The sequence below is a fragment of the Pauljensenia sp. C0170B4 genome (assembly GCF_056590235.1).
In genome coordinates this window covers 283,345-297,306 of the sequence record NZ_JBWPVS010000003.1, presented here as the reverse complement: position 1 = coordinate 297,306, position 13,962 = coordinate 283,345, and the positions used below count along the sequence as shown (strand labels likewise).

The following is a 13,962-nucleotide window of genomic DNA, read 5'->3' as shown; positions in this document are numbered from 1 at the left end:
GCGAAATATGTGGATTAAATCAGAACTGACCACGAACCCGTGTGATGAGCTTCGTCGAGCTCTTCGCGAACTCACTAATCGGCCACCCATCGTTTGTTGTGAGTTTTCCACTTTTTCATCTTTTATTTCTTTTTCTTCATCGTCATAGGACATGTGGAAAGTGTGGAAAAGCCCGTCAACCCCCGCGATTTCAACGATTCGTTACGTGGACAAATGTGGGCACGAGATGTGGACACTTTATGAGCCGATTGTGGATTCACACAAGACCGGTCCGTGCATCCACAACGAGCAGGCATCGATCCACAGATCGAATCACAAATTTCTTGTCATTACCCACAGGATATCCACAGTTTTATCCCCAGCGGTGGGTAAGTAAGGAATATGCGGCTGGACGCGCCCCCTTCGTCAATTCGTGGCTCAACGGTACGGGCGATCCTTACGAATTGCGAGCTTTTTGCTTGATGCGGTTGGTCAACTCGGTGACGTGGTTGAAAATGTCACGCTTTTCCGCCATCTGCTCGGTGATCTTCTTATTGGCATGCATCACCGTGGTGTGGTCACGACCGCCGAACGCTGCGCCAATCTTGGGCAATGAAAGATCTGTCAACTCGCGACACAGATACATGGCGATCTGGCGTGCTTCCACCACCGTGCGGGAACGGTCAGTTGAACACAGTTGATCCAGCGTGACATCAAAGTAGTGCGCGGTCTGACCCATAATCAGTGCGGACGTGATCTCGGTGTCATCGGGATCAGAAATGATGTCCTTGAGGACCATCTCAGCCAGCGGCAAGTCAATGCGTTGCTGCGTGATATTGGCGAAAGCCGTCACGCGCAGCAGCGAACCCTCGAGTTCTCGAATATTCGACGAAATACGCGAGGCGATGTACTCCAGCACAGCCGGATCCACTTCGATCCCCTCGCCAACGGCCTTCTTCTGCAAGATGACGATACGCGTTTCCAGATCCGGTGGCTGAACGTCGGTGAGCAGACCCCACTCGAAGCGCGAACGCAGCCGGTCCTCAAAGCCTGACAGCTGTTTGGGCGGCAGATCCGAAGTCAGAACGACCTGTTTATTAGCGTTATGCAGGGTGTTGAAGGTGTGGAAGAACTCCTCGACGGTCTGCTCTTTGCCCTGAATGAACTGGATGTCGTCCACCAACAGAATGTCCACTTCGCGGTAGCGGCGCTGGAATTCCTCCGCGCGGTCTTCGCGAATAGCGTTAATGAAGTCGTTCGTAAATTCTTCGGAATTGACGTAGCGCACACGCAGATGCGGATACATCGACAGTGCGTAGTGACCGATCGCGTGCAGCAAGTGAGTCTTTCCCAGTCCTGACCCACCGTAGATAAACAGGGGGTTATAGGACTTGGCCGGTCCTTCAGCCACTGCCGTTGCCGCCGCATGGGCAAAACGGTTCGAGGGGCCAATGACGAATGTGTCGAACGTATAGCGAGGGTTGAGCCGGGTTTCCGTTGAATCGATATTCACAGCATCGAGCACGCGCGAGGCTCCGGCGTCGCGCGGAGTTTGCAAAGGTGGAACATGATCATCGTCGGGTGATGCGCTCTCGTCTTCAAGCGGTGCAAGCGAGGTGTCAATGGTGACAGCGATGCGCACGTTGCGACCCAGTGCCTGGGACAGTGACTGCGTGACGTCGTCGGAAACGCGTGTCTCAATGAAACCTTTGGTGAATTCGTTGGGGACGGCCAGCAAGATGGTGCCTTCGATGTCGCCCAGAGGTTTCACCATGTTGATGAATGACGCCGCCAATGGCCCTAAATCAACGGATTTCAACGATTCGAGGGCGTCTGCCCACGCATCGGATAACGACTTGCTCACTGTTCTTACCTTACCTGCGAAACCGACGTGACATTCAACACTTGAACGCTACCAGTTTGTGACGACGTCCGGATAACTCACTGTATCGATCTGAGCGTAATCCACAAGTTGGGGAAAGGTCTGTGGAAAACACGCTGGCAAATGACACACGTGTAGTTACAAAGCCGAATTCAGAGATGCTGCGGAAAATCCGTAAATTACACCGTTGTGGATAACATGTGGAAATCCACGGATGTGGAAAAAGTTATCCACGGGCCAGTCCACAGTTGTGGACGAAAATTGGGAGTGTGGAACCGGTGACAATTGGCCTCGATTGCGTTGACGGCTCTGGGTCAAACCCCTACGCTTGAAATCTGTCTGTGCTCGCATGAGCACGCCGTGAATCGTCCTGCGAGAACAACTCGGTGGATACTCGCGGTGAAAGAAATAAAGGAAGAGTGGAACGAGGGGTTCCACCGTCAAGGAGTAGCGTCATGGTGAAGAGGACCTATCAGCCCAGTAACCGTCGTCGTTCCCGTACGCATGGTTTCCGTTTGCGTATGCGGACACGTGCAGGTCGCGCGGTGATCTCCAACCGTCGCCGCAAAGGCCGCGCACGTCTTTCTGCCTGAGACTTCGGTGTTGCCGCGCGCGCATCGCATGGTGGATTCGACCGATTTTTCAACGACAATCCGTCATGGTTCTCGCAGCGGTAATGCGATGGTCGTGGTGCATTGCCGAACCGACGAGGATGCTTCCAAGCGCCTCGTCGGTTTCATCGTGCCCAAGCGCGAAGTCGCGTTGGCAACACGACGCAACACCATCAAGCGTCGCCTGCGCCACCTCATGGCCGCGCGAGTAGCTGACCAGCCCGACGGTGCGCGCATTGTTGTCCGCGCAGGGCACCGAGCTCTGGGTGAGGACTCGGCCACACTGGGCGTCAACCTGGATCGGGCACTGACGCGGGCATGGCGCAAGTGGGATGAACGCGAGCAGCAACGGGGCCAGAAATGAGCCTCCTGCGCACCATCGCTTTGGCACCCATACGTTTCTACCAGCGCTTCATCTCTCCCGGTTTGCCACCACGATGCAAGTACGCACCCACATGTTCGGCTTACGCCGTGCGTGCGATCGAAGTTCACGGCATCATCAAAGGCACAATCCTGGCGTCATGGCGGCTCCTGCGATGCAACCCGTGGTCCAATGGCGGTGTCGACCATGTGCCGCTTCAAGGCCAGTGGAGTGCACCCCCCTGGGTTCCGCCTGACGATTGGGCGGGTTATCTGGACCCCGATGACTTCCCCGTGATGGGGCTTAGCGATTGTGACGAGTCGCCCTCGTGCACTCACGATACGATCGATGAGACATGCGCACATTCGCCTGTGCGAGACACACATGAAGGAGATGTCCATGTGGTTTGACAAGATCATTTACCCATTTACCGTTGCGATTGCATGGGTGTGGGTAAAGATCCACGATCTGCTGGTGGCGCTCGGAATGAGCGGTGGGCCAGGTGTGGCGTGGATCGTGTCGATCATCGTGCTGACGATTGTGGTGCGCGCACTGATTACGCCTCTGTACGTCAAGCAGCTGCGTTCGCAGCGAGCGATGTCCGTCATGCAGCCTGAAATGAAGAAGATTCAGGAAAAGTACAAGGGCAAGACGGACCAGGCATCTCGTCTCAAGATGAGCGAGGAGATGCAGGCGCTCAACAAGAAGTACGGGACGAATCCTTTTGCCTCGTGTCTGCCGCTGCTGGTTCAGATGCCGATTCTGTTCGGTATGTACCGCGCACTGTGGAACGCGGGTGCCGTTGCGCAGGGAACGTTCAATCTTGGCGACCACATCGGTCCGATCGATCAGGCGCTGGCTCAGGAAATCGAGCGGACGACGGTGGCAGGTGTGTCACTGTCAGGGCGCTTGACCGAATCGACGGGTGTGGGCCTGGCGGTCTTCATCATCTTGGCCATCTTCATGGTCGTGCTGCAGTTCCTGACGATGAAGATCTCGATGGAACGCAACATGCCGCAGCAGGCTCAGGATTCATCAAACCCGATGATGCGCACCCAGAAGATGATGATGTACCTGATGCCGTTGATGTTTGTCTTCACGGCATTTGTGGTGCAGATGGGCATCATGATCTATCTGTCGATCTCCACCGCGTGGACCTTCGGCCAGCAGATGGTGATGATGACTGTGATGCCGACCCCCGGTTCACCGGCCTACAAGGACGTGCTGGCCAAGCGTGAACGTGGGTACAAGGAGTGGGCCAAGCCTTACTTCGAGGAATACGACCGCAAGCGTGAGGAACTCGGATCTGATCCTGAGGCTGTCGCACAGCTGAACCAAACATCGCTCAAGGAAATCAAGAGCAAGGCCAGGAGCCAGCGCGTAGCCGGCAACTTCCCTGAATCAATGAGTGAGGGTGAAGTGGTGGGCGTATACCGTAACCTGGCGCTGCAGGAGTGGACGACGTTGCCTGACGAAACGTGGATGCGTGGCGTCCACCGTGCCAAGGAGCGCAGCGTGGTGCGCCAGGAGAAGGCTGCGAAGCGTGAACAGCCCCGACGGATGAGTCGTGAACAGCGCAAGCAGGCAGAAGCTAAGGAACGTCAGTTGGCTGCCGAGCATGAACGTGCCGAACAGAATCGGCGAGCTCGCCGCGAGGCGAGCGACCGTGCCAAGAGCGAGCTGACCCCTGAAGAGGTGGAACGCCGCCGCGCACAGCGCAAGAGTCAACGCAACAACCCAGGCCAACGCAAGAAGAAGAAGAGAAAATGATCGGAAAGTGGTGGCACTGACACACAGCGACAGTGACACTCACCGCCGATCCCCTGCACCTGAACAAGTGGAGCCCCACGGAAGGACATCTCAATGAGTGAGAAGAAAGACGAAACGTTGTCACGTCTGGAAGAAGAAGGCGAAGTCGCGGCAGATTACCTGGAGGAACTGCTCGATATTGCCGATCTTGACGGTGACATTGAGATCGACGTTGAAAACGGTCGCGCGTCGGTGGAAATCGTGGCTGACGACGCGACTGGTCTGGAAAACCTGGTCGGTGAGGACGGTGAAGTTCTCGACGCCCTGCAGGAACTCACGCGCCTGGCAGTACAAACCGAGCTGGGCGAACGCTCACGCTTGATGCTGGACATCGCGGGCTTCCGTGCCGATCGCCGCGTCCAGCTTCGTGAGCTGACACAAGAGGCCATTAACCGCCTGAATGCGACGGGTGAGCCGCAAAAGCTTGAACCGATGAACCCGTTTGAGCGCAAGGTGTGTCACGACGTGGTGGCCGAGGCTGGCCTGCACTCCGAATCGGAAGGCGCAGATCCACATCGCTATGTCGTGATCTCCGATCCGCGTGACGATGAGAGCGACGACGTTGATGACGACGCGGACTTCGAGGATTCAGACAGCGATGACGAATCTGTTAACGAGGTGCGCGCTCTGGAGGAATTGCAGGAAGGCGACTTTGTTGCTCCGGCTTCTGATGTAGCGGAGGCAACCTCGGAACTTGCTGAGCGCGACGATGAGTGAGGATGCGGCGCCTGCGGCCGGTAGTGTACCTGACGGCACCGGCGACGCTGACCTGGTGATCCCCGAAGAGCCCACCGAAGCTGTGCGCGAGTATTTCGGTACCAGTTTCTCGGCATTGGAGCACCTGGTCGACATGCTGCTTGACGAGGGAGAGATGCGCGGCTTGATCGGACCGCGTGAAGCCGGACGATTGTGGTCGCGCCACATTGTGAATTCAGCTGCGGTATTGGATTTTCTGCCTAAGCGTGGACAGGTGCTTGATGTGGGTTCAGGCGCGGGATTTCCTGGCCTAGTTATTGCCATATGTAAACCATCACTTGACGTTCACTTGGCAGAGCCGATGGAGCGTCGGTGTGAATGGTTGGCGGACGCAATCGATGAGCTGGGTTTGGACAATGTGACAATCCACCAGGCTCGCGCGGAAGATCTGCGCGGTAAGGGTCGTGCTGATGTGGTGACGGCTCGTGCGGTGGCGAAAATGTCGAAGCTCGTGCGAATGACGTCCAAGCTGATTGCTCCTCATGGTCAGTTGGTGGCGTTGAAAGGTCGTCGTGCTGCGCTCGAAGTTGAGGACGCACGCAACGAATTGAAGCGCCATCATCTCCTCGCTGAGGTTCATGAAGTACCGTCGGTGATGGAAGATGAATCGACCTATGTGGTCGTTGCCCGTCGCGATGTGTGACCTCGGAACCAGCGGCTGACAGAGTAGACAAGAAGAAGGCAGGCTGAGATGAGCGAATTGACGCAAGGTGACGCTCCCCTATCGCGGCGTCTTCAGCAGAACTATGCTGATCTTCGTATGCTCGAGCACGCGGTCTTCACGCGGCCAGAGCGCCCTGTGGTCATGACCGTTGCCAACCAGAAGGGTGGCGTTGGAAAGACGACGTCCGCCGTCAACTTTGCTGCAGCTCTGGCTCTTGGCGGGTTGAATGTTGTGGTCATTGATGCTGATGCCCAGGGAAATGCGTCGACGGCGTTGGGTGCAGAACATGGCGTGGGCACTCCGTCAATCTATGACGTGATGGTGGAGGGAGCATCGTTGGCAGGCGTGATTCAGGACTGCCCTGATGTGGAAGGCTTGCGGGTGTGCCCATCGACCATTGACTTGTCGGGTGCTGAAATTGAAATGGTGGATTTGCCGCGTCGTGCATTTTTGCTGTCCGATGCGGTTTCGGAGTTCTTGTCAGTGAACCGTGACGTGGATGTCATCCTGATTGACTGTCCCCCGTCGCTCGGATTGGTAACGCTCAATGCACTGGTGTGTGCCGACGAGGTCATGATTCCGATTCAGACCGAATATTACGCGCTGGAAGGTTTGACCCAGCTATGGTCAACGATCGAACGGATTCGATCTGAACTCAATCCGCGGTTGAGGATCTCGACGATTGTGCTGACGATGGTCGATAAACGTACCAAGTTGAGCGAAGAGGTTGCAGCTGAAGTGCGCGAACACTTTGGGGAGATCACGCTGACAACCGTCATCCCACGATCCGTTCGCATTTCCGAGGCGCCGAGTTACTCGCAGACTGCAGTAACCTATGATCCGCGATCGACCGGTGCGATTGCGTACCGCAAGGCGGCGCTTGAGTTGACGCAGCGATGGGCACAGAAGTAACTGATCGCGTCATTTTGCGTGGCCGTGACCTGTGAAGGATAATTACAGTTCCAGTGTCTGTGCGGGTGGCGGGCCTGTGAGTGAGTCAGGTTGTATGCGAATGCAGGAAATGTTTCACGTGAAACATTCACGAAGAGGCCCGTTTGGTCAGTGATGACAAAAGCCCGGTGAAGTTGGATGACCAGGTGCGATGTGAACCCGACATGATGGTGGATAGGGACTCCTGCAACTCGTGATATCGAGCGCTCTTTGTTTGGACGGTGGACAAGGTCGCAATCGAATGTGCTCACAGCAATGTTTCACGTGAAACATTCGTTGGCGCTCAGAGAACTGTAGAATCGAAAGCATCGATACGACCGAAGAAAGTGAAGCGCTGGGAACGATGGCCAGGAAGAAAGACACTGCACATCAATCGTCCGATTCAGGAAAATCGACTCGTCGGCACGGAGGACTGGGACGTGGATTGGCGGCACTGATTCCAGATTCTCAGAGCGAAAATCCGCATTCGGTGTCGCGGCCGCTTGATGTCTTATTTCCAGAGCATACGGGTAGCCATGCTCCAGTTCGTGGGGGGTCACAACGAGATTTGTTGTCTCCGCGCTCGTCACGTCGGACAGCACGCACACGGAAGGGCACGACCACGCCCGAGTCAGAAGGTACGGGGAATTCAACAACCGTTGTGTCAGAGTCGTCGGACGCATTTGCATCCAGTCAGTCCCGCAACTTGGGTTCTGAACGCGCCCACAAGGATTCAACGAGAAAGAATCGTGTAACATCTGCTGGAACAAGAAAAGGTGCAGCCCGCAAATCACAATCGGATGACGGCGCAGTGTCGCGAAAAGGTGAGGGTGCGTCACCTCGTAAAGGTCAGTCGAGGTCACGGCTCTTTGCTGAGGTCCTTGAAGGAACACCTGCGAGTGTTTCACGTGAAACATCGCCGTCGGCCGCCGATTCGCCAGGACCTGACGGAGATCACGCGCCAAAAGAAAACTCGGGATCAAATAACGCAGAAGCAGTGCCGAGATCAGACGCTGGTCACGCAGGTACTGGTGACGAGAAGTCTGACCTGGTCGAAGTTCCCGGTGCGACCTTTGCTGAGATTCCAACTCAGTGGATTGTGCCGAATACCCGTCAGCCTCGGAGCGTTTTTGACGAAGATGACCTCAATGAACTGGCCGCTTCGATTCGAGAAGTCGGGGTGCTGCAGCCGATTGTCATTCGACCCATCGAAATCACGTCTGATACGCCTGACACATTGCGTGAATACATCGAGGAAAAGCCGGAAGCGCGCTATGAACTCATCATGGGAGAGCGACGTCTGCGCGCCTCTGAAATCGCTGAGGTCGACACCATTCCCGCCATTATCCGAAGGACCCAAGATGAAGACCTTCTGCGAGATGCCCTGCTGGAAAACCTCCACCGCGCCCAGCTCAATCCACTTGAAGAAGCCTCGGCCTATGCTCAGCTGATGGAGGACTTTGGAGCAACGCAGGAAGAGCTGTCAAGGCGCATTGCACGATCGCGTCCGCAGATTGCCAACACCTTGCGATTGCTCAAACTCCCACCCGCCGTGCAGCGAAAAGTTGCTTCGGGCGTGATCTCTGCTGGCCACGCACGAGCCCTGCTCTCGTTGTCAACACCAGATGAAATGGAGCTGCTGGCTGACCGAATCGTAGCAGAAGGGCTCTCGGTGAGGACGACGGAAGAAATCGCTCGGCTCAACAAGCCTAAGCCTGCACGGGTACAACGCATCCGCAAACCTCAGCAGCTCTCTGAGTTGGGGCGCCACGTGGCAGCGGAACTGTCTGATTTGTGCGATACCCGTGTAACGGTGAACGAAGGCAGCACCAAAGGCAAGATTGTCATTGAGTTTGCCGGCGCACAGGACCTGGAACGCATCGCAGCAGTCCTGCGCGCACAGGCCAGGTAACGCGTACGCAGATATAGACAGGGCCGCACGTGCGCGATCGTGATGCCGACATTTATTGTCAACAAGCGTCTCAGGATGGGTTAATGAGTCTTGAGGACTAGACCACTAGAGATGATATGGGTGTCGCGCTGTCATGCTATGCGCTAGCGGCATGGTGCCATGACGCTGTCACACCGTGATGATGTGATGCGGTGGCGCAAGGCGCCGAGGAATGCACCCGTGAATTCACCGGCCGTGCGCCGCAGACTGTGATCGATACTATTCGTGAAGCCGGTGTGAATGATCACAAACTATCCCATTACATCTGAAAAACGGAGACAATCAGAGCAGCGATACGAATACGGGTGAGCTGCCGGAAACGCTACCAGCGCAACCAGCGGTGAGTCCGTCCACCGGTCCAGTAGGAGATTAAGCAGCAATGGGGAATGCGCAGTGCCTGATCAGCACCGTATTGTTCGACATTGGTGGTGTGCTTGTCACACACCGACCTGATGCGGCGAAGATGGCTCAGGTCATGAATATGGATACCACCCCGTCAGACACCGTCAAGCTGGTTGATCATTCCATCTGGTTCCACCGTGATGCCTACGATGCTGGCTGTTCAGACCGTGAATTCTGGGACCACGTCGCAGGAGATTGCGGATTGGGTGAACTCAGCGATGCCACGATCGCCGCTCTCGTCCAGGAAGACATTACACGCTTCGACCTGCCTGACCCGGACGCCCTCGAACTCGTATGCGAACTGAAAGCCCGCGGAATGAACCTGGGGATCCTGTCCAACGCGCCGCACGCGATTGCCGACAGCTTCCCGCAACTGTCCTGGGCTGAGGCCTTCGACCACTTCACATTCTCCGCTCCGCTGGGCGTGTGCAAGCCGGCACAACGCATTTATAAAGAAGCAATCGCCCGTTCAGGGGTGCCAGCGGACAACATTCTCTTCATTGACGATCGACAGCCCAATATTCGCGCCGCCACACTGGCAGGAATGCACACCATTCAGTGGACCGACCCAGCCACCGCGCGTGAGGCGCTGGTCAACCTCAACCTGCTCGACGAATGCGTCGCAGCGAGCTGACACGAGCTGCAGACACTCGCTGAAGTGCTGAAGTGACGAGGGCGCCTTCGGAAAGCACGCCCGACCACAACCTCACAGATCTGAGGCCACGAAATGCACGATGCGGTCGCACACCGCGCTGAATGAATCCTGCGCATCTGCAGCCTGAGGGAACAACGACGTGTCTGTCATTCCGGGTGCCACATTCGCATCGATGAACCACACAGTTCCAGCAGGATCAACGATCACGTCAATGCGGGAGAGGTGACGCAATCCCAGCAAAGCGTGGATCTCCAATGCTGTTTCCTGCGCATGATCGAGAACCTCTTGATCAAGACGAGCGGGCACGAAGTATTCCGTGCTGTCCGTGGTGTAGCGGGCATCGTAGTCGTAACGCCCGTCATCGGTGACGATCTCAATAGGCGGCAAGGCCGTGGGCCCGTTCTCCAGGTCAAGAACAGAGACGGCAACTTCGGTGCCTTCCACGAAATTCTCGATCATGACGCGCTCACCATAGGCAAAGGCGTCAACCAGCGCCAGCCGCAGCTCCTCAGCCGAGGTCACTTTCGACAGACCCAGGGCCGATCCACCATCAGCCGGCTTCACGATCGCCGGGTAGTGCATTGTCTGATCCAGTGAATCCAGCACACCGGAGGCGCCAACCTGGCGGAAAAGTTGCTGAGGGAGTGTCACCCATCCGGGAGTGTTCAAACCCGATGAACCAACCAGGCTCTTGGCTGTGGGCTTATTGGTCGCCATCATGGCCTGAGCCGAGTTCGACCCGACGAAGGGAATATCAAGGTTTTCGAGCAAGCCCTGCAAGGATCCGTCCTCGCCCAGGGAGCCGTGAATCAGCGGCCAGATCACATCGGGCTGAAAATCCTTGATACCTGTCAGCAATTCACTGTCCAGGTCGCACACGCATACCTTGTGGCCCAGGTGATGCAAGGTGGATGCCACGCGGCGGCCCGACCGCACGGACACGTCGCGCTCGTGGGTAAGTCCACCTGCAATGATCAAGACCCGTTGTGGGTGATCTGTCTGACGAGTCATAGCGTCGATACCTCCTGAGGTAGTCGTGGCAATATCTGTCAAAGAACGTGAGTGGTGTGAACAGTGCGCTCAGGCAGGTTCACGGACCTATTCAGTTATCTGAAGTCGGCAGTGTGGGCTCGACATCGATGTGCGCGTTCGCAGGGACCGACCCGACACCGAACATGTCCACCAGCTCCTTCTCAGCGTTGACCACAGTGGACAGACGTCGCACACCCTCGCGAATTTCCTCGGGAGTGGGGTAGCAGAACGATAATCGCATGTGATTGGTACCACGCCCATCATAGTAGAAGGCAGTTCCGGCCACGTAAGCGACCTGGGCTCGCACCGCGCGCGGCAGCATCGCCTTGGCGTTCAGGCCGTCGGGCAGCGTGACCCACGTGTAGAAGCCGCCCTCAGGATGTGTCCACGTGCAGTCCGGCATGTACTCAGCCAACGCCTTCATCATTGCGTCGCAACGCTCGTGATACATGGAACGGAAGGTTTTGACCTGGCTGTACCAGTCGTAATCAACCAGGTACCCGCCGATCGCCATCTGACCCACCATCGAGGGGCACAGGATCGCTGACTCGCTGGCCAGGACCAGTTTGTCGCGGATTGCGTGGGGTGCGTAGGCCCATCCGATCCTGAAGCCCGGTGCAAACATCTTGGAAAACGATCCCAGGTAGACCACGACTTCCGGTGCGTAGGACTTCAATGCGGGAAGCGGATCTGACCCGAAGCCGAGCAGTCCGTAGGGGTTATCTTCCACGATCAGCACGTGTTCACGCTGGCAGATCTCAACGATGTGCGGTCGGCGTTCCTCGCTCAGCGTCACGCCCGCTGGGTTGTGGAAGTTCGGAATCGTATACAGGAACTTAATCGTCTTTCCAGACTTACGCAGAGAGTGGATCATATCCTCCAACGCCTGCGGAATGATGCCATCGGCATCCATGTCGACGTGCACCACATCGGCCTGACGCGCACGAAACACACCAAGGGCTCCCACATATGACGGCGACTCCGCGATGACAACGTCACCCTCGTCAATGAACAATTCGGAAACAAGGTCCAGGGCCTGCTGCGAACCGGTGGTGATGACAACGTCATCGGGGTCGGCACCTGCGATGCCGTCATAGGACATGACGTCGCAGATCTGTTCGCGCAGCGGTTCCCAGCCTTGACCGGAGCCGTATTGCATGGCGACCGAGCCGTTGCGTGCGATCAAGTCGCGCGCCGAGTCAGCCAGGCGCTCAATAGGCAGGTCCTTCAGGTTGGGCATGCCGCCAGCCAGTGAGACAACTTCGGGGCGCGACACTACCGAGAACAACGCGCGGATTTCAGAGGCGCGCAGGTTGTGAGCTCGCTCGGCATAATGGTCAAACCATGGGTCGAGACGGTTTCCATGCTGAGCGGCTTCCCGGCCGGGCATCTGGCTCACAACGATTTCCTTCCATTGTGCTACGCAAGTGCTGATCACACGTTCTATCACCAGTGTGCCACCACTTCACACACGGTCAGTAACGGTGACACTCGTGAGGCGACATATGATGAATCAGGTCACACTAGCGCGCCGATGTTTCATCGCGCAAGCACTGTCCAGTCCGTGACGCAACTCGGTTTTCGGTTGCGCACCATCCCACGTGCGGGTGGGCTGCTCGTCGTCATACGGATTGATCAGGACGGCGCTGGGAACCCACGTCACATGCCATCGTTTCGCAAAGGTGACGAACTGCGGGGCGTCGGTATCGACAGCCACAACCGTGACATCTGCAGCGAATTCACCTGCAAGTTCGTCGAAAACCGGCTCAACCATGCGCGATTCGGGACTCCAGTGGGCCAGGCATGCAATGAAAACGATGCGGTCGTCGGAAAGGAGCGTGTCGAGTTCACGCAGGTCGACACGCTTCACAGTGTTGCCAGGTACCGTTCAGCGTCGAGGGCGGCTCGGCACCCTGATCCCGCTGCCGTAATGGCCTGACGATACATGTGGTCCACTGCGTCACCGCAGGCGAATACGCCAGGCAGTGATGTGTGGGTCGACGGCTCGTTCACGGTAATGTAACCGGCTTCATCCAGGTCAATCTGGCCGCGCACGATGTCGGTGCGTGGCAAGTGTCCGATCGCAACGAACACGCCCTGGACGGGCAAGGTGGTCTCAGAGTCGTCAACGGTGGAACGCAAAACGAGGCCTTCCACCTCGGTGTCGCCCTCGACGCTGGCTACTGTCGAGTTCCACGCGAAGGAAATCTTCGGGTCAGCCTTGGCGCGGTCTGCCATCACTTTGGAGGCGCGCAGTTCGTCGCGACGGTGAACGATCGTGACGGACTGTGCGAAACGAGTCAGGAAGGTTGCTTCTTCCATTGCAGAGTCGCCGCCACCGATGACCGCCAGGTCCTTGTCCTTGAAGAAGAAGCCGTCGCAGGTGGCGCAGTAGCTGACGCCGTGGCCGGAAAGCTCATCTTCACCTGGCACGTTCATGTGGCGGTATTCGCTGCCGGTCGCAAGGATCACGGTGCGAGCCTGCAGTGTCTCGTCATCGAGTGTCACGGTCTTGACGTCGCCCTCGAGGCTGACGCTGCGGGCATCCTCGAAACGAATATCGGCACCGAAGCGTTCGGCCTGGGCACGCATATTCTCCATGAGTTCGGGCCCGAGGATACCCTCAGGGAAACCGGGGAAGTTCTCCACGTCCGTCGTGTTCATCAGGGCGCCACCTGCGTCCAGTTCACCTGCGATGACGATGGGCTTCAGGCCGGCGCGCCCGGTATAGACAGCTGCCGTGTATCCGGCGGGGCCTGATCCGACGATGATGACGTCATGAACGGTGCCGTCTGTGTGAGACTGTGTAGCCTCGGTGGCCTGGTCGGCGGTTTGAGGGGCCGTTGCATCGTCCGCCTGACTGTCGCCCAGGCTGATTGCGTTGATAGAGGGGATAGAGGAGACGGAAAAATCAGTCATGATGCACCTTG

Annotated in this window: 13 protein-coding genes and 1 pseudogene; 9 read left to right on the top strand and 5 right to left on the bottom strand. The window is 57.1% G+C overall.

The annotated features are described in order from the left end of the window. Nucleotides 1–436: 436 nt before the first annotated feature. Nucleotides 437–1,843, bottom strand: a complete 1,407-nt coding sequence (gene dnaA, locus AC1EJ1_RS05570) for a chromosomal replication initiator protein DnaA (protein WP_070726077.1) — start codon at nt 1,841–1,843, stop codon at nt 437–439. Nucleotides 1,844–2,316: 473 nt separating this feature from the next. Between dnaA and rpmH the strand changes: the two genes are divergently transcribed. From rpmH to AC1EJ1_RS05525, 9 genes and pseudogenes are all read left to right on the top strand, one after another. Then, nucleotides 2,317–2,454, top strand: coding sequence for a 50S ribosomal protein L34 (gene rpmH, locus AC1EJ1_RS05565; protein WP_083314406.1), 138 nt, complete (start codon nt 2,317–2,319; stop codon nt 2,452–2,454). 7 nt (nt 2,455–2,461) lie between these two features. Beyond that, the gene (gene rnpA / locus AC1EJ1_RS05560) at nt 2,462–2,836 is read left to right on the top strand and encodes a ribonuclease P protein component (RefSeq protein ID WP_480293747.1); all 375 of its coding nucleotides are present in this window, start codon (nt 2,462–2,464) and stop codon (nt 2,834–2,836) included. Then, on the top strand, nt 2,833–3,243 hold the full coding sequence (gene yidD, locus AC1EJ1_RS05555; protein ID WP_480293746.1) for a membrane protein insertion efficiency factor YidD: 411 nt from the start codon (nt 2,833–2,835) through the stop codon (nt 3,241–3,243). The genes rnpA and yidD overlap by 4 nt, the downstream gene beginning before the upstream one ends. Continuing rightward, complete coding sequence (gene yidC, locus AC1EJ1_RS05550) at nt 3,233–4,603, top strand: membrane protein insertase YidC (protein WP_480293745.1); 1,371 nt, start codon at nt 3,233–3,235, stop codon at nt 4,601–4,603. Before yidD ends, yidC begins: the two co-directional genes overlap by 11 nt. A gap of 93 nt (nt 4,604–4,696) precedes the next feature. Next, a pseudogene (locus tag AC1EJ1_RS05545) lies at nt 4,697–5,200 on the top strand (Jag family protein); the annotation flags it as partial. A 151-nt stretch (nt 5,201–5,351) separates the two neighbouring features. Beyond that, nucleotides 5,352–6,041 (top strand): 16S rRNA (guanine(527)-N(7))-methyltransferase RsmG, encoded by a 690-nt coding sequence (gene rsmG / locus AC1EJ1_RS05540; protein WP_285015407.1) that lies wholly within the window; start codon nt 5,352–5,354, stop codon nt 6,039–6,041. Nucleotides 6,042–6,089: 48 nt separating this feature from the next. Further along, nucleotides 6,090–6,974: a ParA family protein gene (locus tag AC1EJ1_RS05535; RefSeq protein ID WP_092649023.1), complete on the top strand. Its 885-nt coding sequence runs from the start codon at nt 6,090–6,092 to the stop codon at nt 6,972–6,974. Between the two features lie 1,015 nt (nt 6,975–7,989). Next, complete coding sequence (locus AC1EJ1_RS05530) at nt 7,990–8,904, top strand: ParB/RepB/Spo0J family partition protein (RefSeq protein ID WP_480295508.1); 915 nt, start codon at nt 7,990–7,992, stop codon at nt 8,902–8,904. Between the two features lie 418 nt (nt 8,905–9,322). After that, nucleotides 9,323–9,979 carry an HAD family hydrolase gene (locus tag AC1EJ1_RS05525; RefSeq protein WP_480293744.1) on the top strand — a complete coding sequence of 219 codons (657 nt, stop codon included), beginning with the start codon at nt 9,323–9,325 and terminating at the stop codon, nt 9,977–9,979. Nucleotides 9,980–10,051: 72 nt separating this feature from the next. Here the strand turns inward: AC1EJ1_RS05525 and AC1EJ1_RS05520 are convergent, their stop codons facing one another. The 4 genes from AC1EJ1_RS05520 to trxB all read right to left on the bottom strand — a co-directional run bounded on the left by AC1EJ1_RS05520 (nt 10,052) and on the right by trxB (nt 13,951). Then, on the bottom strand, nt 10,052–11,011 hold the full coding sequence (locus tag AC1EJ1_RS05520; protein ID WP_058237594.1) for a D-alanine--D-alanine ligase family protein: 960 nt from the start codon (nt 11,009–11,011) through the stop codon (nt 10,052–10,054). 91 nt (nt 11,012–11,102) lie between these two features. Then, the gene (locus tag AC1EJ1_RS05515) at nt 11,103–12,422 is read right to left on the bottom strand and encodes an aminotransferase-like domain-containing protein (RefSeq protein ID WP_480293940.1); all 1,320 of its coding nucleotides are present in this window, start codon (nt 12,420–12,422) and stop codon (nt 11,103–11,105) included. Between the two features lie 123 nt (nt 12,423–12,545). Continuing rightward, nucleotides 12,546–12,902: a thioredoxin family protein gene (locus AC1EJ1_RS05510; RefSeq protein WP_070726064.1), complete on the bottom strand. Its 357-nt coding sequence runs from the start codon at nt 12,900–12,902 to the stop codon at nt 12,546–12,548. Then, on the bottom strand, nt 12,899–13,951 hold the full coding sequence (gene trxB, locus AC1EJ1_RS05505; protein ID WP_070726062.1) for a thioredoxin-disulfide reductase: 1,053 nt from the start codon (nt 13,949–13,951) through the stop codon (nt 12,899–12,901). The genes AC1EJ1_RS05510 and trxB overlap by 4 nt, the downstream gene beginning before the upstream one ends. Between the last annotated feature and the right edge of the window lie 11 nt (nt 13,952–13,962).

Coding starts and splice junctions, on each gene's coding strand:
- AC1EJ1_RS05515 (WP_480293940.1), bottom strand. CDS start 12,422: ATGCCCGGCCGGGAAGCCGCTCAGCATGGAAACCGTCTCGACCCATGG.
- rpmH (WP_083314406.1), top strand. CDS start 2,317: ATGGTGAAGAGGACCTATCAGCCCAGTAACCGTCGTCGTTCCCGTACG.
- AC1EJ1_RS05535 (WP_092649023.1), top strand. CDS start 6,090: ATGAGCGAATTGACGCAAGGTGACGCTCCCCTATCGCGGCGTCTTCAG.
- yidC (WP_480293745.1), top strand. CDS start 3,233: ATGTGGTTTGACAAGATCATTTACCCATTTACCGTTGCGATTGCATGG.
- yidD (WP_480293746.1), top strand. CDS start 2,833: ATGAGCCTCCTGCGCACCATCGCTTTGGCACCCATACGTTTCTACCAG.
- rsmG (WP_285015407.1), top strand. CDS start 5,352: ATGAGTGAGGATGCGGCGCCTGCGGCCGGTAGTGTACCTGACGGCACC.
- trxB (WP_070726062.1), bottom strand. CDS start 13,951: ATGACTGATTTTTCCGTCTCCTCTATCCCCTCTATCAACGCAATCAGC.
- AC1EJ1_RS05525 (WP_480293744.1), top strand. CDS start 9,323: ATGGGGAATGCGCAGTGCCTGATCAGCACCGTATTGTTCGACATTGGT.
- AC1EJ1_RS05520 (WP_058237594.1), bottom strand. CDS start 11,011: ATGACTCGTCAGACAGATCACCCACAACGGGTCTTGATCATTGCAGGT.